The organism is Anaerobacillus sp. CMMVII, assembly GCF_025377685.1.
GTDB lineage: Bacteria > Bacillota > Bacilli > Bacillales > Anaerobacillaceae > Anaerobacillus.
Map to the genome: position 1 here is coordinate 58,292 of NZ_JACEHK010000001.1, position 21,463 is coordinate 79,754.

The window sequence follows — 21,463 nt, forward strand, 5'->3', positions numbered from 1 at the left end:
GCATATAATGAATCAGAATTTTATTAGTTTTGAAGGCGGAGAAGGCGCTGGTAAAACCACTGTTATTGAGGCTTTAGCTAGATTCTTAAAAGAAGAGGGATATAATTTTATTACGACTCGAGAACCTGGTGGTATTCAAATTGCCGAAAGTATTCGGGAGATCATTTTGGATACGAAACATACAGCAATGGATGGTAGGACAGAGGCGTTATTATATGCGGCAGCAAGAAGACAACACTTAGTTGAAAGGATTATTCCGTCGTTACAGGCTGGAAAAGTTGTTCTTTGTGACCGTTTTTTAGACAGTAGTTTAGTCTATCAAGGAATGGCTAGAAATATTGGCTTAGATGAGGTATTGGTCATTAATAACTTTGCAATTGAAAACTGCATGCCAAAGCTCACGTTTTACTTTGATATTGAGCCAGAAAAGGGATTAGCGAGAATTGCAAAAAATAAAGACCGCGAAATAAACCGACTTGATAAAGAAAATTTAGATTTTCATTATAATGTACGAAACGGTTATTTAAAGCTATTAACGATGTTTCCAGAAAGAATAGTGAAAATTAATGCAGATAGACCGTTAGAAGAAGTCGTTGCCGAGACAACGGCAAAAATAACCGAATATTTAAAGCAAGTTTAATCATCGAAAAAAACCTTCAGATTGTTGAAGGTTTTTTATAAGTATGGAACCTTTAATTATTCCTAAGCCAATTTTGTCTATAATTCAATTTTTCTAATAATCAAAATTACATAGATAGGTTCTTTATAGGACATCTGTTATAATAGGATAAATAAAGCTTAAAAGACTAAAGGATAGATATTACTATTATAGGGGGTAAAAAGGATGAAACTTGTTGTAGCAGTTGTTCAAGATAAAGATAGTAATAACTTAGCAAACGCTCTTGTAAAAGGTAATTTCAAAGCTACGAAACTTGCAAGTACCGGTGGATTTTTAAAAGCTGGAAATACAACGTTTATTATTGGTACAGAAGATCAAAATGTTAATGCTGTCTTAGACATTATTAAGGATAATTGTAAGAATAGAGATCAATTAGTTGCGCCGATTTCCCCAATGGGTGGAAATGCTGATTCGTATATTCCATATCCAGTGAATGTTAAAGTAGGTGGTGCTACAGTATTTGTAGTACCTGTAGATCAATTTGAGAGGTTTTAGGTGCGGTTAAAATGACTTGGAGAAAGTTATCTGAAACACAAGGAAAAGTAGTAAAAATAATTACAAATAGTATTCGTAAAGAGCGCTTATCACATGCTTATTTATTCGATGGTCCAAAGGGAACCGGAAAGCGTGAAGTAGCGTTGCAGCTGGCAAAAACATTCTTTTGCGAGAAAAAAGATCAATTTGAACCATGTGAGGTTTGTTCTGACTGTAAGAGAATTGCTTCTGGTAATCATCCAGATGTTCATATTATCCAACCAGACGGACAAACGATAAAGATAGAACAAATTCGCCAATTAAAAAAAGAGTTTTCGTATCGTGGTATGGAATCGGTACGGAAGTTTTATATTATTGAAGATGCTGAAAAGATGACAACTAGTGCTGCAAATGGACTATTAAAATTTTTAGAGGAGCCAGATGGGCAATCAATAGCAGTATTAACTACAGTCGAGGTGCATCGGATCTTACGTACAATTTTATCTAGGACGCAAATTATTTCATTTGTCCCACTGACACCATTACAATTGATGGAGAATCTTGAAAAGGATGGTATACCAAAGCCAATTTCCAAGCTATTAGGTCAGTTAACTAATGATTTGGATGAAGCTTACCAACTTTACCATGATGATTGGATTGCACAAGCTAGAGGCATAGTGATACAATTAGGGGAAGAAGTGTGCACAAGACCACATCAGGTCATGCTCACTTTGCAAGAAAGTTGGTTACCCCATTTTAAAGAGAAAAACCAATTAAATATGGGATTAGATATACTGTTACTTTGGTACCGTGATGTACTCCGGACCTTATTAGCAACTGACGATCAACTAATCTTTGTTGATCAGATCGATAAATTAGAACGACATGCATTAAAGAGCTCACAGCGAAAAGTTAGTCAGCATATGGCTGATATTCTAGAAGCGAAGAGACGTCTAAATGCAAACGTAAATCCTCAACTCTTAATGGAACAATTAATGCTGAGGTTACAGGAGGGATAGTGTATAGTGCATCAGGTAGTGGGTGTTAGATTTAAAAAAGCGGGAAAAATATATTATTTCTCCCCTGAAGATATAGATGTACAAAAAGGTGAGCTAGTAATCGTTGAAACTGCTCGAGGAATTGAGTTTGGTAAGGTTGTCATAGGAAGAAAAGTTGTTGGCGATCAAGACGTTGTATTTCCTCTAAAAAAGGTGGTCCGTGTCGCTAATGAAAAGGATCGGACAACGGTCGAAGAAAATAAGGCTGCAGCGAAAGAAGCATTTGAAACTTGCTTAGCGAAAATACACGAGCATAACCTTGATATGAAGCTTGTAGACGTAGAATACACGTTTGATCGAAATAAAGTACTATTCTATTTTACAGCTGATGGTAGGATTGATTTTCGTGAGCTAGTGAAGGATTTAGCTGCAATTTTTAGGACAAGAATAGAGCTTAGACAAATCGGTGTTAGAGATGAAGCGAAAATGTTAGGTGGAATTGGACCATGTGGTCGAATCTTATGTTGCTCATCTTTCCTCGGTGACTTTGAGCCAGTGTCTATTAAAATGGCGAAAGATCAAAGCCTGTCTTTAAATCCAACAAAAATCTCTGGTCTTTGCGGCAGACTAATGTGCTGTTTAAAATATGAAAATGATAATTATGAATCTGCCAAGCAAGAGCTTCCTGATATCGGAAAATCAATTGTAACAGCACATGGAAAAGGTCGTGTCATTGGTTTAAATATTTTGGAAAAGCTAGTACAGGTTGAGCTTGTCGATGCACGTATTATGGAATATACATTAGATGAGCTAATGAAAGAAGGAGTATTACCTACTCATACCACAAATATTGAGGTGTAAAGTTAACGTGGATAAAAAAGGGGTCTTTTCACGAGTAAGTCTTATGGAAGAAAAAATAGGTGGCCTTTATCGTGAATTAGGGGAGTTAAAAGAGCATTTAGCCCTCCTCTTAGAAGAGAATCAACATCTTAAGATTGAAAATGACCATCTACGTTCTCGGATCGAAAAAGCATCTGAACAAGAGGAAGAAGAAGTAAAGGTAAAAAAAGTAGAAGATGAAAAAATTGATATAGGAGAAGGTTATGATAACCTAGCTCGACTTTATCAAGAAGGATTTCACATTTGTAATCTTCATTACGGAAGTATCCGTAAAGAAGGAGACTGTTTATTTTGCTTGTCGTTCTTAAATAAAAAATAGTTGGAGGTGGACCTCTTTGGTCTATCTCTTTTTATGTTTCATATTTTTAATTACTCTCTAATCCTTTGGCAAGGTGTGACTTTAGCAATATGCTATATATAATTTGTTTTTTGAAGTAGGCTCTTTTCTATCAGATTGTTGCTATTAGCTTTTAGGTCGTACCCAAGCGAATGCTTGGTTCTTCACGCCTTGCGTGAAGCTTTTGAGAATAAATAAGCCATTGGGACAAATAAATTTGTCCCAAAAAGCTTATTTATTCTCAAAAGAAGACCTAAAATCCACAAAGTTTACGAAACAGCCATGAAGTAACATAGAAAATTGAAAATTAAACGTCCTGGAAACGGTTAGTATTCATTTGATATAATCAATTTTATTACAGCAACTCGAGAGGATATTTTATGGTGAAGATAGAGCATGATGAACGGGTTGATTACTTACCAAACGAAAAGTTAAAAATAATCCAAAGTCCCAATGTATTTTCTTTTTCAATGGATGCAGTGCTTTTAGCGAAGTTTTGTTATGTACCAATTCAAAAAGGAAAAATTGTTGATCTCTGTACTGGGAATGGTGTAATCCCACTCTTGTTAAGTGAGCGGAGCAAGGCAGAAATAGTTGGCGTAGAGATCCAAGACCGACTTTATCAGATGGCCATTCGTAGTTCCGAATTAAATAAACGACAAGAACAACTTCAATTTATAAATGATGATATAAAAAACGCCATTGAGACTCTAGGTAAAGGAATTTTTGATCTAGTGACATGTAACCCTCCGTATTTTAAGACAGTATCGGAGAAAATATGGAATGAGAACCAACATTTTGCTATCGCAAGACACGAGATTTATTGTAGCTTAGAAGATGTTATTCGTATAAGTAGTGAACTAGCCAAAGAAAAAGGAAAGGTTGCGCTTGTCCACCGCCCTGAACGATTAATTGATATTATTACAATCATGAAAAAATACCGACTAGAACCAAAACGAATTCAGTTTATTCATCCCAAGATGGGAAAAGAAGCAAATATATTATTAGTAGAAGGAATAAAAACGGGTAATTCAGCCGTAAAAATATTACAACCGTTATTTGTCTATAATGAGAATAATACGTATACGGATGAATTTAAGGAGATTTACTTTTCTTAGTAAATGAGGAATACAGCCTAGTGCTATAGCTTGTAATTCTAACACCGAAAGCAACAAAGCAATTTTTTGAGAGCAAAAAGGAATCGTAAATTATTGGGGAGGGTAAAATGATTCATGTGGATACAAAAAAGCTTTCGTAATGAAGAAGAAGGAGTTTTATATTTAGTTCCTACACCGATTGGTAATTTAGAGGATATTACGTTTCGAGCGTTAAATATTTTAAAAGAGGTTGATCTGATTGCAGCTGAAGATACAAGACAAACGAAAAAACTTTGCAATCATTTTGAAATAGCAACAAAGCTTGTTAGTTACCATGATCATAATAAACAGACAAGTGGCTTAAAGTTAGTAGAGGAAATTAAGGCCGGAAAAAAGATAGCTTTAGTTAGTGATGCTGGAATGCCAGCAATTTCAGACCCTGGTTATGAATTGGTTGTTAGTTGTATTGAAGAAAAAATATCAGTGATACCGTTACCAGGGGCGAACGCTGCATTGCCAGCTCTTGTAGCCTCAGGCTTTCCAACCGACGATTTTTATTTTTACGGATTTTTGCATAGACAAAAGAAGGATAAGAAAAAGCAACTAGAAAATTTAAAAAACATGCAGTGTCCGATCATCTTCTATGAATCCCCCCATAGGTTAAAAGAAACATTGAACTTAATGTTAGAGCAATTAGGTGATAGAAGAATATCAGTTTGTCGTGAACTAACCAAGAAATTTGAAGAGTTCATTAGAGGAAATATAACTGAAATAATCAGTTACTATGAAGAAGAGGATCCGCGAGGAGAGTATTGTTTAATTTTAGAAGGTGCTCTTGAAGTACTAGCTGATAGCGATAACCTTTGGTGGCAGGACCTTTCGATAGAACAGCATATTGATCATTATATAGCTATACAACTTTCATCTAAAGAGGCAATTAAACAAGTAGCCAAAGATCGTAATCTACAAAAGAGAGAAGTATATCAGATTTATCATAATTCAGAGCAAAAATAAAGGCCACCCCATAAGTAGTATAAGCTCTTCAATCTGCGAGCTTATACTGACTTGGGATAGCCTTGTCTATATTTATATATTATTATTTTGCTGTTTTTTCAACAAAATTTTGTAATTCAGTGATAATTTCTTGAGCACCACTTGGGCTTAAGATAATTTTACCACCAGCTAAAGATAAATTATCGTCATTTACTTCACCAGTAACTTGGCAAGTCATGTTTGGCTTGTATTTTTTTAAGATAATTCTATCACTATCAACATAGATTTCAAGTGCATCCTTTTCAGCAATATCAAGGGTACGGCGAAGCTCGATTGGAATAACCACGCGTCCTAACTCATCAACTTTACGAACAATTCCTGTAGATTTCATTTATTTCTCCTCCTGAAATTAAGTATCAATTTATCGATTAATTCTTCAATTTTCGACATTTTTCTCTGTGAATTTAGAATACCAATGTTTCCAAAAGAAGTCAATTATATTTATTCAAATTTTTGCTAGTTTTGTAGGATTTTCTGTAAAAGGATAAAATAAACCTTGGTATGACAAGGTTTATATTTAAGGTATTTTAAAGTGATGTTATTTATTGTATAAATTTACTAGTGCATTTTACAGTTTTGAATGAAATTTATAAAAATGCTCAACTGTTTTTTCGACAAAAATAACAGAAAAAGTCGAATGTCTTTCGACAAAATAAACATGAGTTAAAAAAGATTAAATTGGGCAAACTTGACAATGATATAGGTATTCGGTATATTTTTGCCAAAGGAAGTTTGAATTAACTTCATTAATAATTTCCGTTGAAGAGATAAGTAAAAAGGAAGCCTATTTAAATGACAAATTGTCATTGGCAGAGAGCCGGGGTAGCTGAAAACTGGTAGTAGGAAGAACTTTTGAAAATGGTCTTGGAGGATTTGCCTTCGAGTTACAATGTAATAAGGGGGCAACGTGAACTGAGCGTTAATTAGTACTGGTTACAAAATTGTAACCTTCTGAGCCTTGCTTTCGTGAGAAACAAGGGAAATTGGGTGGTAACACGTGAGAATTTGACTCTCGTCCCTTTATAGGGCGGGAGTTTTTTTATGCATTTTACTATTATAAGTTGAACTATTCATTATTAGGAGGAAAGTGTTATGTCTAAAAAAAGCTTCTATTTAACAACACCAATTTATTATCCAAGTGACAAGCTTCATATTGGCCATGCATACACAACGGTAGCAGGTGATGCAATGGCGCGATATAAGCGCTTAAGAGGATATGACGTTATGTATTTAACAGGTACAGATGAGCATGGGCAAAAAATTGAGCGTAAGGCTGAGGAGAAAGGGGTTAGTCCACAACAATTTGTTGATGAAATTGTGACAGGTATTCAAGAGCTGTGGAAAAAGCTAGATATCTCATACGACGACTTTATTAGAACCACTGAATTAAGACATAAAGAAATTGTTCAACAAATTTTTCAAAAGCTTCTTGATCAAGGTGATATTTATTTAGATGAATACGAAGGATGGTATTGCACCCCTTGTGAGTCCTTTTACACGGAGAGGCAGTTGAAGGATGGCAATTGTCCCGATTGCAACCGTGCAGTAGAAAAGGTTAGAGAGAAGTCTTATTTCTTTAAAATGAGCAAGTATGCCGACCGACTTTTGAAGTATTACGAGGAGAACCCAAGTTTTATACAACCAGAATCGCGAAAGAATGAGATGATCAATAATTTTATTAAGCCTGGTTTAGAAGACCTTGCCGTTTCTCGGACATCGTTTGAGTGGGGCGTAAAAGTTCCTAATGATCCTAAACATGTTGTCTATGTTTGGATAGATGCTCTATCTAACTATATTACGGCCTTAGGATATGGGACAGAAAACCAAGCGAAGTATGAAAAGTATTGGCCAGCTGATGTACACTTAGTAGGCAAAGAGATTATTCGTTTCCATACAATTTATTGGCCAATCATGTTGATGGCACTTGATCTTCCCTTGCCAAAGAAAGTATTTGGCCATGGGTGGTTATTAATGAAAGATGGAAAAATGTCGAAATCAAAAGGAAATGTTGTGGACCCTGTTCCGTTAATCGATCGTTATGGTCTTGATGCACTACGCTATTATTTACTTCGTGAAGTGCCATTTGGCTCAGACGGAGTATTTACACCTGAGAGTTTTGTTGAACGCGTAAACTTTGACTTAGCTAATGATTTAGGAAATTTATTAAACCGAACAGTAGCGATGATTCATAAGTATTTCAATGGTGAAATACCTGCGTATGTGAAAGACGCGACAGATTTTGACGCTACTCTCGTAGGCTTAGCTGAAGAAACTGTGGTCAAAGTAGAAACTGCTATGGAAGATATGGAGTTTTCTGTTGCATTAGCAGCTATTTGGCAGTTAGTAAGCAGAACTAACAAATATATTGATGAGACGCAACCTTGGGTTTTAGCGAAGAGTGAAGAAAACAAAGAACAGTTAGGCTCAGTTTTATATCATTTAGCAGAATCAATACGATATGTTTCAATTTTAATTCAGCCATTCCTCACAAGTACTCCAAAGAAAATTTGGGAACAGTTAAGTGTAGGTGCAGAGGTTACATCATGGGAGAGTTTAAATAAATTTGGTCAGCTTAATTCAGGCGTCAAAATCTCTAAAGGGGAGCCGATCTTCCCAAGACTTGATGCAGCCGAAGAAGTTGCGTATATCGTCAAGATGATGGAAGGCCCAGCTGTTGAACCAGTAGCTACTGAAGTGGCTGTTGAAGCACCAGAAACTGAAGAGATTATGATTGAAGATTTTATGAAAGTAGACTTACGTGTCGCTGAAGTACTGAGTGCAGAACCGGTCAAAAAGGCGAAAAAATTATTAAAACTTCAACTTGACTTAGGGTACGAAAAGCGCCAAGTTGTCTCAGGGATCGCTGAGCATTATAAGCCAGAAGAATTAGTCGGTAAAAAAGTAATTTGTGTAACAAACCTAAAGCCAATTGAGCTTCGCGGTGAACTTTCTCAAGGAATGATATTAGCTGCCTCTCATAATGGCAAACTAACCCTAGCAACAATTGAACAGACACTGCCAAATGGATCGCAAGTGAAATAGTGTTATGAGTGTTGAGTTTTGAGTGTTGAGGTTGTCGCTGGTAGAGCTTCGAAGCTTTACTTTCATGAACTCATTACTCAAAACTCATAACTCAAAACTTAAGTGGAGGTTTTTTACAAAATGTTATTCGACACTCATGCGCATTTAAATGCTGATCAGTTTGAGGAAGATGCTGATGAAGTGATTAAACGTGCTCAAGAAGAAGGTGTTAGCCATATTGTCGTTGTTGGTTTTGATGAAAAAACAATAAATGGCGCGCTAAAGTTAGCTGAAGACTACGATTTTATCTATGCCGCAGTAGGATGGCATCCTGTTGATGCGATAGATATGACTGATAACCATTTAGAGTGGCTAGAACAATTAGCCGCCCATCCAAAGGTTGTTGCTTTAGGTGAGATGGGATTAGACTACTACTGGGATAAGTCACCTAAAGACGTACAAAAGGAAGTTTTCCGGGAAGCAAATTAGGTTGGCAAAAAAAGTGAAACTACCTATTATTATCCATAATCGTGACGCCCATGAAGATATTGTCACAATTTTAAAAGAGGAAAATGCTGGAGAAGTCGGTGGGATTATGCATTGCTTTGGGAGTAGCTTAGAAATCGCTGAGCAATGTTTGGCAATGAATTTTTACATCTCTTTCGGCGGTCCAGTCACGTTTAAAAATGCAAAGCGTCCCAAAGAGGTTGCTAAACAAATTCCACTTGATCGTTTACTAATTGAAACGGACTGTCCGTATCTGGCACCACACCCATATAGAGGAAAGCGTAATGAGCCAAGTTATGTTAAAATAGTAGCAGAAACAATTGCAGAACTTAAAGAAATCACATACGAAGAAATTGTCCAAGCCACAAGTGATAACGCCAAGAAACTTTTTGCTATAAAGTGACAGCAGTTTTTGTCATTTTATATATAGGCTTGTCTAATGGAAACTTTCTTCTAGTAAGTTCTACAACCGAAAAAATATGCATATGCTAGTCTTGTCGAACAGTTTTTCTTTCTTTTTAGACTGTTTTTTAGGATAATTCTACGTAAGACTTTCTGGAAGGGGGAATTATTTTACATTGACAAGACTAGCATAACTCTATATAATTCGGTCCTTAGAAGGGGGAGTTTAAAACTATGATACCAAACATGAAAAAACTTTTTTCCGAGGGCTTGACTGGAAAAAGGTTAATCATGTCCATCATTAGTATGATATTACTAGTAGGTGTCGTTAGTACTGCAGCTTATGAGCTAACGAAAACATCTGTAACTCTAGTAGTAAATGGGGAAGAAACAAACCTCAAAACTCATGCCAAAACTGTAGATGCACTAATGTTGGAGAATGATATTTTAGTAGGAAAGCACGACTTTATTGAACCGTCATTAGATAGTCAGTTAACAAATGATGTCAATGTTGTCTGGATTCCTGCGAAGCTAGTCTATTTAACAAATAATGGTGAAAAGCTACCAGTGTGGACCACATCTCATACGATACAAGAATTAGTTGCGGAATTAAATTTAGAAGTTGGCGATCATGATGTGATCCAGCCAAGCCTAGAAACAGCTCTTGTTGAAGATATGCAAATTACTTATGAGTCCGCCTTTGCCGTAACTCTCCGTAGTGATGGTGAAGAAAAAGAAGTGTGGACGATTTCGACAACTGTCGCTGACTTTTTACAGGCAGAAGACATTATTCTAGGAGAGCTTGATAGAGTAGAGCCATCACAAACAGAAATTGTTAAAGCTAATACAGAAATCAATATCATTAGAGTACAAAAGGTCACCGATGTTGTGGAAGAGGCAATTAACTTTGCAACTGTAACGAGAAATGATAATTCTCTTACACGAGGAACCGAAAAGGTAGTTCAATCGGGCCAAAATGGAAAAATTGCAAAGCACTATGAAGTAATTATTGAAAATGGCAAGGAAGTTTCAAGAGAATTATTGAAAACAGAAACAGTTGAAGCAAGTAAAGATCGTATAGTTGCATTAGGAACAAAGCAACCAGCGCCTCCACCTGCACCAGTGCAACAAGTTTCTCGTGGTGGTACACCAGGAGAATGGTTGACATTTTCGTCGACAGCCTATACAGCTAATTGTAATGGTTGTTCAGGGATAACGGCTACTGGGATAAATTTAAAAGCTAACCCAGGTGCTAAGGTCGTTGCCGTTGACCCTAATGTAATTCCGTTAGGATCAATTATTGAGATTAGATATAATGGTACAATCTTAGGTCAATATAGAGCAGCAGACACTGGCGGTGCTGTTGTGGGTCGTAAAATTGATATTTTTATGGCAGAACGAAGCGATGCCCTTCGCTGGGGTCGGAAAAACGTTCAAGTACGAGTGGTGAAATAACATCGTTGAAGGAGGGTGACGTAGTCATCCTCTTTTTTGTTCAAGAAAAGCTGCGGTTTCCATTATAAAACTGAGCTTTTCTTGTTTCACTATGTTAGACGCTATATACTATGAATTAGTTTCATTAAAGTTTTGAATTTTGAGTTAAGAGTTTTGAGTTGTTCTAGGTATCGCTTCGAAGCAATGTTGTAAAAATTAACTCAACACTCAAAACTCAACACTCAAAACTCTGGGAGGATTTATGAAGATAAAAGAAGTGATTGTTGTTGAGGGAAGGGATGACACGGTGGCTGTTCAAAATGCCGTAAATGCCGATACAATTGAAACAAGTGGGTCTGCTATAGGAAAGCATGTAATTGAGCAAATTAAGCTTGCCAAGGATCGTAGAGGCATCATAATACTTACCGATCCAGATTACCCTGGCGAGAGAATTAGAAAAATTATAAGTCAGCAAGTTCCTGGCTGTAAGCATGCATTTTTACCAAAAAAAGAAGCCATTTCGAAAAAAGGTGATGACCTTGGTGTCGAAAATGCTTCACCAGAAGCTATTCGCCTTGCTTTAAGCGAAGCTCAGCAGGAGGAAGAAGAGTGGGTTGAGCAAGTAAGCTTGGAAGAACTTCTTGCGTTAGGATTAATTGCTGGTAAGAAAGCAAGAAGACGCCGCGAGCGACTAGGTGACATCTTAAAAATTGGCTATACAAATGGGAAACAACTTTATAAACGATTAATTATGTTTAAAATAAGGGCAGAGGAATTTTCCGAAGCAGTTTGTACAGTTTTAAAGGAGGATGAGTATGAGTAAAGATATTGCAACACCTAACCGAACGAAAGAGATTTTAAAAAAGTATGGGTTTTCGTTTAAGAAAAGTTTGGGACAAAACTTTTTAATTGATACCAATGTATTAAATAACATCGTGGATTGCGCTGAGCTACTTCCGAATTCTGGTGCAATTGAAATTGGTCCTGGTATTGGCGCTCTAACAGAACAGTTGGCGAAACGGTGTGAAAGGGTTGTCGCTTTTGAAATTGATCAACGCTTATTGCCGATACTAAATGAAACTCTAGCTCCATATCCGCACGCAACAGTTATCCATTCAGATGTATTAGAAGCAGATATAAACAGTGTAATTAGTGAAAAATTTAAAGAAGGTCAAGATGTAATGGTCGTTGCTAATTTACCTTATTACGTGACAACACCAATCTTAATGAAACTCCTTGAGGAAAAGTTACCAATTAGAGGGATTGTTGTAATGATCCAAAAAGAAGTAGCAGATCGAATATCCGCCAAGCCGGGGACAAAGGAATATGGATCATTGTCAATTGCTGCACAATACTACGCTCAAGCAACAACGGAGTTAATTGTGCCAAAAACAGTCTTTGTACCACAACCTAATGTCGACTCAGCTGTATTAAAGCTTACGATAAGAAAAGAGCCAGCAGTGAAGGTGAACGACGAGCAATTTTTCTTTAGACTTATTAGAGCGAGCTTCGGTCAACGTAGGAAGACGATAATGAATAATTTAACACATAATTTATTTACAAAAGCTGATAAAGAAAAAGTGGAAGCAGCCTTGCTGAGCTGTAATATTGAGCCGACTCGTCGAGGCGAAACGTTAAGTATTGAAGAGTATGCTGTACTTTCAAATGCTCTTTCCTAAGTAGAATATATACAATCAGAGGGTGACGCAGTCACCCTCTTTTCTAGTTGTGAGGCGCAGAGTAGTTTTTTCCCTAGGCATAACCAAAATTTCTGTGAGCCATTATGCAGTGTTAAGAGGAGTGTCTAAAATAGGTCAGAACATTTGCATTCGGGCCTAACCGGGCGTTTCAGCTTTTCTATTTCTATTCACTGTTTGGGGTCTCCTTTCATAGGCTATAGGTGAGGAGGTGTGTTTTTTGAAATTGAAGGTAGGCGATTTTGTAACAAGAAAGTCATACGGTAATGATCTGCTATTTCGAATTTCTAATATAGATGATGAAAACCATGTAATAATCTTTGGTGAAGAAATGCGTCTTATTGCGGACGCACCCTTGATTGACTTGCAACTAGTTTCTGACACAGAGAAAAGTACTCGAGACATTGAAGAAACTAAAAAAGAAGCAAATTGCTATCGTTTATTTCGACAAGATCGAAGGCTTTTACGGAATAGAAATGAGTACGAGATGACAGGGGGCTATACAAGTAAGAGCTCCTATTTTGAATTACCTGGCCGAATCCTCCACATAGACGGTGATCCTGTATATTTAAAGAAATGTATCGATTTATATGAGAAGCTAGGTGTACCTATCTACGGGGTTCATATGGAGGAAAGGGAAATGCCTCTTCAAATAACATCCCTTCTTGAAATGGTTCGACCTGATATTCTAGTTGTCACTGGTCATGATGCTTATATGAGGAGTAAAGGTGAACAAAATGAAGTAAAAGCCTATCGTAACACTAGGTATTTTGCCGATGCAGTCAGAGAAGCCAGAAAATTTGAACCTCATTTTGATCATTTGGTCATTTTTGCAGGGGCATGTCAATCGTATTTCGAAACATTAATTAGAGCTGGAGCTAACTTTGCAAGTTCTCCAGATCGTATTAATATTCATGCTTTAGATCCAGTATATATTGCTGCAAAGGTAAGTTTAACACCGTTCATGGATAGTGTTAGTATTTGGGAGTTGTTACGAAATACCCTAACTGGTGAAAAAGGTTTAGGTGGTATTGAAACTAAAGGGCTGTTACGTAGAGGGATGCCAATTAAAAGCAATGAGGACATTATTTTGGATACGAGAAAGAAAGAGCGTTAACGCTCTTTCCTTTTTTACATAAGGCTGATTTCCTTTAAATTAGCTAGCAATATATATCAAGGTTTCAGGGGCATCTTTTCTAACATGCTTGGGTTTAAACGTACGAATAGGAACTATCTATATAATTAGTGTCTATAAAGCCACAAGGTTTCCGAAAAGGTCCTTACATAAAAATACTAATTTACAGCAATAATAACAAATGTGAGAAAAACGTCAAAAAAAGTTGAATAATTATTGTTGACAAATATTTTGTTTACTTGCTATAATTTAATTTTTGTTTGACATTATTGCTCAGGTGTGTTACACTTTATACAAGTGAGGTGGTTTCAATAATGGGAAAAACGTTAGTTGATATTAAGCGCACGTTAGACGCAAATATTGGAAAGCGAATTACAATAAAAGCGAATGGCGGCCGTCGCAAGACGATTGAACGTTCTGGTTTTCTTGAAGAAACGTACCCGTCTGTATTTATTATTAAGCTGGATGAAGATCAAAATGCCTTCGAAAGAGTGTCATATAGTTATGCAGACGTTTTAACAGAAACGGTGCAATTAACGGTATGTGAGGATGAAAGTCCTGTTGCTGTAGAGGTTGAATAGTCGTTTTTGAAAAAAAGAGGTGTACTCATTTTGGGTCTGACTTCTCCCTAGAAAAGTATTCGATGCTATGTACAAGCTAGCAAAATGCTTTTAAAGGGAGGTGCCTGACCCGCACTTATGAGTACAACTCTTTTTTTGTATATAAAAATTGAGGATGGATTGAAAATAAATAACCTCATAACGGACATTCGAAAGGGAAACAATAGTCATGTCGTAACGATGTCACTTTAAAAGGGGTTGTTTCTATTGGCCAGAAGACGAGGGATTATGTCTGAAAAATTTAAAGTTGAACTTGCAAAAGAACTTGGGTTTTACGATACTGTCCAAAAAGAGGGTTGGGGCGGAATTCGTTCTCGTGACGCCGGGAATATGGTGAAGCGTGCAGTTGAACTTGCTGAACAGCATCTAGCTGCCAACGCGAAAAAATAAACGAAGGTTCTAGTTACGACAGGCTGACTCATTTAGGAGAAACACTCTTAGATGAGTTGGCTTTTTTAGTGTAAAGTTTACAGTTTAGAGTCTAAAGTTGTGATAGCTATTCAGAAGAAGTATATTAACCAAAGGAATTGATATCAGGCACTCACAACAACACTTGATTTTAAACTTCACACTCTAAACCAATTAAGGGTTAGACTTTATATGACTAGGTTATGCTTATAAATAATATCCTGTGGAAAGACTTGAAGATTTTGTCACAAAATAGGTGGTTTACAAGGACAACAAGTGATAAAATAGCGTAAGCATAAGGAACATAGAAGGTGATTAAGAATGAAAATAACGATAAAGGCACCAGCAAAAATTAATTTATCTCTTGATGTCCTGCATAAAAGAGAAGATGGATTTCATGAGGTAGAGATGATCATGACAACTGTTGATTTAGCTGACCGTATTGAATTAACGTTGTTGGAAGAAGATCGTATTATGATTGATGTTTCAGAAGGGTTTGTGCCGAGTGATAGTCGAAATTTGGCCTATCAGGCAGCTCAATTATTAAAGGACAAGTTCCAAGTTGTAAAAGGAGTTCGGATTTTTATTCAAAAAAATATCCCTGTTTCAGCAGGGCTTGCCGGGGGGAGCAGTGATGCTGCAGCTACTCTTAGGGGCCTAAATCAACTTTGGAGTTTAGGGTTAAGTTTAGATGAGCTTGCTGTATTAGGTGCACAAATTGGTTCGGATGTCTCATTTTGCGTTTATGGTGGGACAGCCCTCGCTACGGGGAGAGGAGAAAAAATTCAACACATCAGTGCCCCACCTCCTTGTTGGGTAATATTAGCAAAACCGCCAATCGGAGTTTCAACTGCAGAGGTTTATCGGAATTTAAAAATAACTGATCTCACACATCCAAATATTGAATCAATGGTTGCGGCAATTGAAGGTCATGATTATGAAGGGATTTGTCATCAGTTAGGAAATGTTCTTGAGTCAGTAACCTTTAATCTTTACCCTGAGGTTCAAAGAATAAAGGAACAGATGATTCGCTTTGGGGCTGATGGTGTATTAATGAGTGGTAGTGGACCAACAGTATTTGGTCTTGTCAAACATGAATCAAGAATGTCGCGGATTTATAATGGTTTAAGGGGATTTTGTAATGATGTGCACGCAGTTCGCATAATTGGAGAACGCTACTATTGATAAAATCCGTATGAAAATGTTATATTACTTTTAAATATTCGGATTTTGGAGGTAGTTATGAAAAAGTTTCGTCGCAGTGGCCGTTTAGTAGACTTGACCAATTACTTAATACATAATCCACATCAACTGATACCATTAAATTATTTTGCTGAACGGTATGATTCAGCTAAATCTTCTATTAGTGAAGATTTAGCGATAATAAAGGAAATGTTTGAAAGCCAAGAAACCGGACTATTATTAACTGTGGCTGGAGCAAGTGGTGGAGTTAAGTTTATACCAACTGCAAGCACTGAGGAAATTAAAGTATTTCTTACGGAATTGTGTTCGAAGTTAGAGGATCCTAATCGAGTATTACCTGGTGGCTACTTATACATGATGGATATTATTGGTAACCCGAAGTTGATGAATGAAATTGGTCGTTATTTTGCGACAATGTTCGCAAATAAAAATGTTGATGTTATTATGACGATGGCCACAAAAGGAATACCTTTAGCTTACGCAGTAGCTACCTACATGAACGTACCGGTTTGTATCGTTAGACACGAGCACCGAATTACTGAAGGTTCGCTTGTTAGTATCAATTATGTATCTGGTTCAACGAAACGAATCCAAACAATGTCCTTAGCCAAGAGAAGCCTAAAAGAAGGTTCAAATGTCGTCATCATTGATGATTTTATGAAGGCTGGCGGAACAATCAAAGGAATGATTAACTTAGTTGAGGAGTTCCAATCACATGTGGTTGGAATAGGTGTCTTAGTAGAGGCTAATCATGCAGAAGAAAGATTAGTCGATAAATATACTTCAATGACTCGGTTGTCAGAAGTAAATACAAAGGAAAAGATAGTGAAAGTCGAGTTAGGTAATTTCTTAGATACGTTAAAACAGATCAAGGAGGATTAATCATGAAAATTGTTCAAACAACAGAAGCTCCTGCAGCTATCGGTCCATACTCACAAGGAATTATTGTAAACAATATGCTTTATAGCTCAGGACAAATTCCACTGTTAGCAAATGGAGAGCTTATTTTGGGTGGCGTAAAAGAGCAAACAGCGCAGGTATTAAAAAATGTTGATGCGATCTTAAAGGAAGCTGGTGCTTCTCGTGAAACAGTTGTTAAAACGACGGTATTCATTAAAGATATGAATGATTTCCCGCTAATTAATGAAGTTTATGAAGGTTACTTCTCAACCCATAAACCAGCCAGGTCGACTGTTGAGGTAGCAAGACTACCAAAAGATGTTTTGGTTGAAATTGAAGTAATTGCATTAGTAAAATAAAGCGAAGAAAGACCGATTAACTCGGTCTTTCTTTTTATTCATTGTGACCATTTTGTGAACAATGTGTAAAAATTAGAAAATAATCGAAATTTTTACTGTTTTTTTGTTTGATAAAGAAGGAAAACAGAAAAACTTGTTGAATTAATAAGCAGGACTTATTCATATGTAAAAAAAGGTGGTGGCAGAAATGGAAGTAACAGACGTAAGACTACGCCGTGTAACAACGGAAGGCCGCATGCGTGCGATTGCATCCATTACGATTGATCATGAGTTTGTAGTTCATGATATTCGAGTTATTGATGGAAACAATGGTATGTTTGTTGCAATGCCTAGTAAGAGAACTCCAGATGGCGAATTTAGAGACATCGCTCACCCTATTTCCTCTCATACAAGAGAGAAAATTCAATCAGCAGTTTTAGCTGAATATGAAAAGGCTGGGGATCTAGAAGAAGTTGAATATGAAGAAGCAGGAGCTTCCTAAAAAAGAACAATACGAGCGGCCAAGGATATTTCCTTGGTCGTTCTTTTTTTACGATTTAAGAAAGTATAAACGTTTTTAGTGGTTAATGTCTAGCTCCAGCAAGGCTACGGCTTGAATTCACTGAATTCACTTCTTAACTGCCTTGCGACGAGTAATCGCAGTAACAAACGTAGTGGCGAGGAGTAGCTGTTAAGTCCCTCGAGGTCACAGATGTTCCTGTTCACTGAAACGCTGCCTCTGTGGTCACGTAGGTCCTGGAGGCAAAGCTGCATGAAGTAACTCTAGAAGTAACACATGTTGTGAACGAGGTCAGTAGCTTTTTTCGGACTCAAATGGGCGCCTGCGCTTTTATTAAGAAGATTCTGAAAAATCTTTCATATGAAACTAGATTAATTTCAAATATTAAAGTAAAATAATGTATTTTAAAGAAATGTGCTAGTTAGCTTGAAATGGTAACGTTTTTAAGATATATTCGTAATGGAAAAAAGAACGTGGGGGTTAGCTATGAACAATCGCTTTGTGGTAATTTTAGCTGCTGGTCAAGGGACTAGAATGAAGTCCCGTCTATATAAAGTCCTTCATTCTGTTTGTGGCAAACCAATGGTACAACATGTAGTTGATCAAGTGTCGCAAATTGGTGTAGAAGAAACTGTAGTTGTTGTAGGCCATGGTGCTGAATTGGTAAAAGAACAACTAGGTGATGGAATAACTTATGTTCTACAAGAAGAACAATTAGGTACGGGGCATGCAGTCATGCAAGCGGAAGCATTACTAAAGGATAAAGAAGGTGTTACGATTGTGCTTTGCGGTGATACACCTTTAATCACCAAGGAGACCATGGAATCTCTTATTTTGTTTCACGAAGAACAAAATGCGAAAGCTACCATTCTTACAGCAAAGACTGAGGATCCAACAGGTTATGGTAGAATAGTTCGTGATAGCCAAGGTGCAGTTCAGCGGATCGTCGAACACAAAGATGCAACTAGTGACGAACGAATGATCACAGAAATAAATACAGGAACGTATTGTTTTGATAATGCTGCTTTATTTGCAGCTCTAAAACATGTAGGTAATAATAATGTACAAGGAGAATATTACTTACCGGATGTTATTGAAATCCTCCAGGGCCAAGATGAGTTAATTGCTGCGTATCAAACAGCTAGTTTTGAGGAAACTTTGGGTGTGAATGATCGTGTAGCTTTAGCTAGTGCTGAGGCAATTATGAAAAATCGGATAAATGAAGCCCATATGAGAAATGGTGTCACAATCATTGATCCACAAAACACATATATTGGTGCGGAAGTAATCATAGGCATGGACACCATTATAAAACCAGGAACAATACTTACAGGAAAAACGGTCATTGGTCATGAGTGTGAAATAGGACCTAACACAGAAATTATTAATAGCTATGTCGGTAATCAAACCACGATTAAGCAATCAGTCGTTACAGACAGTGAAATTGGTAATGACGTAAATGTTGGTCCATTTGCTCATATTAGACCGAATTCGCAAATAAGTGATGAAGTTAAAATTGGTAATTTTGTCGAAGTGAAAAAATCGTCATTTGGCAAAGGGAGCAAAGCATCACACTTAAGTTACATTGGGGATGCTGAAGTTGGTAATGATGTAAATCTAGGTTGTGGATCAATTACTGTTAATTATGATGGTAAAAATAAATTTTTAACGAAGATTGAAGATGGTGCATTTGTTGGTTGTAATTCAAACTTAATCGCACCTGTAACAATCGGTAAGAACTCCTATATTGCAGCGGGATCTACTATTACAAATGATGTACCAGAAAACGCGTTAGCAATCGCTCGTGAAAGACAAACAATAAAAAATGAATATATTACTAAATTAAAAGAAAAATAACATCACACTTAAAAATATGGGGGTAAATCGGATAATGGTGAAATATGGTGATCCAAGTTTAAAGGTTTTAACACTTAATTCAAATAGAAGGCTCGCAGAGGAAATTGCTGAAAAAATTGGTATCGAGCTTTCAGTAAGTTCTGTTTCTAGGTTTAGTGATGGCGAGGTACAAATTAACATTGAAGAGAGTATTCGTGGTTGTGATACGTTCGTTATCCAATCTACTTCAGCTCCTGCTAACGAACATATCATGGAACTATTAATTATGATCGATGCCCTAAAGCGTGCATCGGCAAAAACAATAAATGTTGTATTACCTTATTACGGATATGCTCGTCAGGACCGTAAGGCAAGAGCTCGTGAGCCAATTACTGCGAAGCTAGTAGCTAACTTACTTGAAACTGCAGGTGCTACACGTGTAATTACATTAGATCTACATGCAACTCAAATTCAAGGTTTCTTTGATATTCCAGTTGACCAACTAGTTGGAGTCCCTTTAATTTCTGACTATTTTAAAGAGAAGAATATGGAAGACCTTGTCATTGTATCGCCAGACCATGGTGGTGTAGTAAGAGCTAGAAAAATGGCTGATCGCTTAAAAGCACCAATTGCCATTATTGATAAGCGCCGTCCGAAACCAAACGTAGCTGAAGTAATGAATATCGTTGGTAATGTTGAAGGTAAAACGTGTATCATTATTGATGATATTATTGATACGGCAGGAACGATTACTCTAGCTGCAAATGCATTAATTGAAAGCGGAGCAAAGGAAGTTTACGCTTGCTGTACCCATGCTGTTCTTTCAGGTCCGGCAATCGAAAGAATTGATAACTCAAAAATTAAAGAGTTAGTTATTACCAATTCAATTCCAGTAACAGAAGATAAAATAATTCCGAAGATTAAACCACTCTCAGTAGCACCACTAATTGCTAAGGCAATTATTCACGTTCATGAAGAAAGATCTGTAAGTCAACTTTTTGACTAAGGTAGAATAATCCATAATCACCTCAAATATCATTTTTTAACATTTGTTTGGTTAAAAACCCTCCCTAATGGGTAGACCATATAAAGAATGAAAAATATGAGGTGAAAAATATGAGTACGATGTTAAAAGCAACTAGTCGAGATGAATTAAAAGGAAGAAAAGTTCGAAAACAAGGAAAAGTTCCTGCTGTAGTTTATGGAAAAGACATACCAAGTACACCAATTGCCATTAATGAGCTTGAATTTTTAAAGACATTAAAGGAAGCAGGGAAAAACGGAATTATATCTTTATCTACTGAAGGCGACACTTATGAAGTAATCACACATGATATTCAAAAAGAGAAGCTAAGGGGAGACATCCTGCATATTGATTTTTATAAAGTTGATATGTCATCAAAAATGGACGCTAATGTACCAATCCACTTAGTTGGAGAGGCGATGGGTGTTACGGATGGCGGTGTAATTCAACAAACTCTTTATGAGGTTTCGGTTCGCTCCTTACCAGCTGATATTCCTGAGTCTATACAAATAGATATTAGTGATATGATGATTGGTGACTCTTTACAAGTTCGCGACTTGCCGAAGTCTGGAACCTATGAAATAAACAATGAACCAGAAGAAGGAATTATGTCAATTTTAGCACCGACTTTAGCTAATGAGCCAGATGAGCAACAAGAAAAAGAAGACAAAGAAGAAGTACAAGCTGAAAAGGAAAATACAGCCGAAGAAGAATAAATATGAAAAAGGTATAGCCGTTAGGGTTATGCCTTTTTTAAAGTTTTGAGTGCTGAGTTAGGAGTTATGAGTTTTAGGGAAATTCAAAGTGGCCTTTCTGAAATTATTTTTTATCTATTATTAAAGCATTTTCCCCTGTCTTTACGACTGTTTGACCACCTGAT

The 21,463-nt window shown here is 36.8% G+C and carries 22 protein-coding genes and 1 pseudogene; 22 read left to right on the forward strand and 1 reads right to left on the reverse strand.

Going from position 1 to position 21,463, the window contains the following annotated elements:
- The first annotated feature begins 7 nt into the window (after positions 1-7).
- From tmk to rsmI, 7 genes are all read left to right on the forward strand, one after another.
- Positions 8-640 (forward strand): dTMP kinase, encoded by a 633-nt coding sequence (tmk, locus tag H1D32_RS00260; RefSeq protein WP_261176235.1) that lies wholly within the window; start codon positions 8-10, stop codon positions 638-640.
- A gap of 204 nt (positions 641-844) precedes the next feature.
- Positions 845-1,174 carry a cyclic-di-AMP receptor gene (locus H1D32_RS00265; protein ID WP_261176236.1) on the forward strand — a complete coding sequence of 110 codons (330 nt, stop codon included), beginning with the start codon at positions 845-847 and terminating at the stop codon, positions 1,172-1,174.
- An 11-nt stretch (positions 1,175-1,185) separates the two neighbouring features.
- Positions 1,186-2,172, forward strand: coding sequence for a DNA polymerase III subunit delta' (holB, locus tag H1D32_RS00270; protein WP_261176237.1), 987 nt, complete (start codon positions 1,186-1,188; stop codon positions 2,170-2,172).
- Between the two features lie 6 nt (positions 2,173-2,178).
- Positions 2,179-3,012, forward strand: coding sequence for a PSP1 domain-containing protein (locus H1D32_RS00275; protein ID WP_261176238.1), 834 nt, complete (start codon positions 2,179-2,181; stop codon positions 3,010-3,012).
- Between the two features lie 7 nt (positions 3,013-3,019).
- Positions 3,020-3,370: a DNA replication initiation control protein YabA gene (gene yabA, locus H1D32_RS00280; protein ID WP_261176239.1), complete on the forward strand. Its 351-nt coding sequence runs from the start codon at positions 3,020-3,022 to the stop codon at positions 3,368-3,370.
- 398 nt (positions 3,371-3,768) lie between these two features.
- Entirely contained in the window at positions 3,769-4,506 is a 738-nt protein-coding gene (locus H1D32_RS00285) for a tRNA1(Val) (adenine(37)-N6)-methyltransferase (RefSeq protein ID WP_261176240.1), read from the forward strand.
- A 114-nt stretch (positions 4,507-4,620) separates the two neighbouring features.
- Positions 4,621-5,499 (forward strand): 16S rRNA (cytidine(1402)-2'-O)-methyltransferase, encoded by an 879-nt coding sequence (gene rsmI, locus H1D32_RS00290; RefSeq protein WP_261176241.1) that lies wholly within the window; start codon positions 4,621-4,623, stop codon positions 5,497-5,499.
- Between the two features lie 82 nt (positions 5,500-5,581).
- On the opposite strand, the gene H1D32_RS00295 is transcribed toward rsmI, so the two are convergent.
- Positions 5,582-5,869, reverse strand: coding sequence for a transition state genes transcriptional regulator AbrB (locus H1D32_RS00295; RefSeq protein WP_261176242.1), 288 nt, complete (start codon positions 5,867-5,869; stop codon positions 5,582-5,584).
- 761 nt (positions 5,870-6,630) lie between these two features.
- Here H1D32_RS00295 and metG point away from each other — a divergent pair.
- The 15 genes and pseudogenes from metG (at position 6,631) to H1D32_RS00370 (ending at position 21,299) form a co-directional block, all read left to right on the forward strand.
- Entirely contained in the window at positions 6,631-8,580 is a 1,950-nt protein-coding gene (gene metG / locus H1D32_RS00300) for a methionine--tRNA ligase (protein ID WP_261176243.1), read from the forward strand.
- Between the two features lie 120 nt (positions 8,581-8,700).
- A pseudogene (locus tag H1D32_RS00305) lies at positions 8,701-9,469 on the forward strand (TatD family hydrolase).
- 233 nt (positions 9,470-9,702) lie between these two features.
- Positions 9,703-10,923 carry a resuscitation-promoting factor gene (locus H1D32_RS00310; protein ID WP_261176244.1) on the forward strand — a complete coding sequence of 407 codons (1,221 nt, stop codon included), beginning with the start codon at positions 9,703-9,705 and terminating at the stop codon, positions 10,921-10,923.
- A 241-nt stretch (positions 10,924-11,164) separates the two neighbouring features.
- A complete protein-coding gene (gene rnmV, locus H1D32_RS00315) occupies positions 11,165-11,725 on the forward strand; it encodes a ribonuclease M5 (protein ID WP_261176245.1) in 561 nt (186 codons plus the stop codon).
- Positions 11,718-12,581, forward strand: a complete 864-nt coding sequence (gene rsmA / locus H1D32_RS00320) for a 16S rRNA (adenine(1518)-N(6)/adenine(1519)-N(6))-dimethyltransferase RsmA (protein WP_261176246.1) — start codon at positions 11,718-11,720, stop codon at positions 12,579-12,581. The genes rnmV and rsmA overlap by 8 nt, the downstream gene beginning before the upstream one ends.
- A gap of 238 nt (positions 12,582-12,819) precedes the next feature.
- A complete protein-coding gene (gene yabG, locus H1D32_RS00325) occupies positions 12,820-13,716 on the forward strand; it encodes a sporulation peptidase YabG (RefSeq protein ID WP_261176247.1) in 897 nt (298 codons plus the stop codon).
- A gap of 332 nt (positions 13,717-14,048) precedes the next feature.
- On the forward strand, positions 14,049-14,315 hold the full coding sequence (gene veg / locus H1D32_RS00330) for a biofilm formation stimulator Veg (protein ID WP_261176248.1): 267 nt from the start codon (positions 14,049-14,051) through the stop codon (positions 14,313-14,315).
- Positions 14,316-14,561: 246 nt separating this feature from the next.
- Complete coding sequence (locus tag H1D32_RS00335) at positions 14,562-14,744, forward strand: small, acid-soluble spore protein, alpha/beta type (protein WP_261176249.1); 183 nt, start codon at positions 14,562-14,564, stop codon at positions 14,742-14,744.
- A 339-nt stretch (positions 14,745-15,083) separates the two neighbouring features.
- Positions 15,084-15,947: a 4-(cytidine 5'-diphospho)-2-C-methyl-D-erythritol kinase gene (gene ispE, locus H1D32_RS00340; protein WP_261176250.1), complete on the forward strand. Its 864-nt coding sequence runs from the start codon at positions 15,084-15,086 to the stop codon at positions 15,945-15,947.
- Between the two features lie 57 nt (positions 15,948-16,004).
- Positions 16,005-16,847, forward strand: a complete 843-nt coding sequence (gene purR / locus H1D32_RS00345) for a pur operon repressor (RefSeq protein WP_261176251.1) — start codon at positions 16,005-16,007, stop codon at positions 16,845-16,847.
- Positions 16,848-16,849: 2 nt separating this feature from the next.
- Positions 16,850-17,224 carry a RidA family protein gene (locus H1D32_RS00350; protein WP_261176252.1) on the forward strand — a complete coding sequence of 125 codons (375 nt, stop codon included), beginning with the start codon at positions 16,850-16,852 and terminating at the stop codon, positions 17,222-17,224.
- A gap of 187 nt (positions 17,225-17,411) precedes the next feature.
- Positions 17,412-17,705 carry a septation regulator SpoVG gene (gene spoVG, locus H1D32_RS00355; RefSeq protein ID WP_261176253.1) on the forward strand — a complete coding sequence of 98 codons (294 nt, stop codon included), beginning with the start codon at positions 17,412-17,414 and terminating at the stop codon, positions 17,703-17,705.
- Between the two features lie 504 nt (positions 17,706-18,209).
- Positions 18,210-19,580 (forward strand): bifunctional UDP-N-acetylglucosamine diphosphorylase/glucosamine-1-phosphate N-acetyltransferase GlmU, encoded by a 1,371-nt coding sequence (gene glmU / locus H1D32_RS00360; RefSeq protein WP_261176254.1) that lies wholly within the window; start codon positions 18,210-18,212, stop codon positions 19,578-19,580.
- A 34-nt stretch (positions 19,581-19,614) separates the two neighbouring features.
- Positions 19,615-20,565 (forward strand): ribose-phosphate diphosphokinase, encoded by a 951-nt coding sequence (locus H1D32_RS00365; protein ID WP_261176255.1) that lies wholly within the window; start codon positions 19,615-19,617, stop codon positions 20,563-20,565.
- Positions 20,566-20,675: 110 nt separating this feature from the next.
- The gene (locus tag H1D32_RS00370) at positions 20,676-21,299 is read left to right on the forward strand and encodes a 50S ribosomal protein L25/general stress protein Ctc (RefSeq protein ID WP_261176256.1); all 624 of its coding nucleotides are present in this window, start codon (positions 20,676-20,678) and stop codon (positions 21,297-21,299) included.
- Positions 21,300-21,463 lie beyond the last annotated feature (164 nt).

Coding starts and splice junctions, on each gene's coding strand:
- glmU (WP_261176254.1), top strand. CDS start 18,210: ATGAACAATCGCTTTGTGGTAATTTTAGCTGCTGGTCAAGGGACTAGA.
- rsmA (WP_261176246.1), top strand. CDS start 11,718: ATGAGTAAAGATATTGCAACACCTAACCGAACGAAAGAGATTTTAAAA.
- H1D32_RS00265 (WP_261176236.1), top strand. CDS start 845: ATGAAACTTGTTGTAGCAGTTGTTCAAGATAAAGATAGTAATAACTTA.
- metG (WP_261176243.1), top strand. CDS start 6,631: ATGTCTAAAAAAAGCTTCTATTTAACAACACCAATTTATTATCCAAGT.
- holB (WP_261176237.1), top strand. CDS start 1,186: ATGACTTGGAGAAAGTTATCTGAAACACAAGGAAAAGTAGTAAAAATA.
- rnmV (WP_261176245.1), top strand. CDS start 11,165: ATGAAGATAAAAGAAGTGATTGTTGTTGAGGGAAGGGATGACACGGTG.
- rsmI (WP_261176241.1), top strand. CDS start 4,621: ATGTGGATACAAAAAAGCTTTCGTAATGAAGAAGAAGGAGTTTTATAT.
- H1D32_RS00350 (WP_261176252.1), top strand. CDS start 16,850: ATGAAAATTGTTCAAACAACAGAAGCTCCTGCAGCTATCGGTCCATAC.
- tmk (WP_261176235.1), top strand. CDS start 8: ATGAATCAGAATTTTATTAGTTTTGAAGGCGGAGAAGGCGCTGGTAAA.
- purR (WP_261176251.1), top strand. CDS start 16,005: ATGAAAAAGTTTCGTCGCAGTGGCCGTTTAGTAGACTTGACCAATTAC.
- spoVG (WP_261176253.1), top strand. CDS start 17,412: ATGGAAGTAACAGACGTAAGACTACGCCGTGTAACAACGGAAGGCCGC.
- H1D32_RS00365 (WP_261176255.1), top strand. CDS start 19,615: ATGGTGAAATATGGTGATCCAAGTTTAAAGGTTTTAACACTTAATTCA.
- H1D32_RS00370 (WP_261176256.1), top strand. CDS start 20,676: ATGAGTACGATGTTAAAAGCAACTAGTCGAGATGAATTAAAAGGAAGA.
- ispE (WP_261176250.1), top strand. CDS start 15,084: ATGAAAATAACGATAAAGGCACCAGCAAAAATTAATTTATCTCTTGAT.
- H1D32_RS00285 (WP_261176240.1), top strand. CDS start 3,769: ATGGTGAAGATAGAGCATGATGAACGGGTTGATTACTTACCAAACGAA.
- H1D32_RS00310 (WP_261176244.1), top strand. CDS start 9,703: ATGATACCAAACATGAAAAAACTTTTTTCCGAGGGCTTGACTGGAAAA.
- H1D32_RS00295 (WP_261176242.1), bottom strand. CDS start 5,869: ATGAAATCTACAGGAATTGTTCGTAAAGTTGATGAGTTAGGACGCGTG.
- veg (WP_261176248.1), top strand. CDS start 14,049: ATGGGAAAAACGTTAGTTGATATTAAGCGCACGTTAGACGCAAATATT.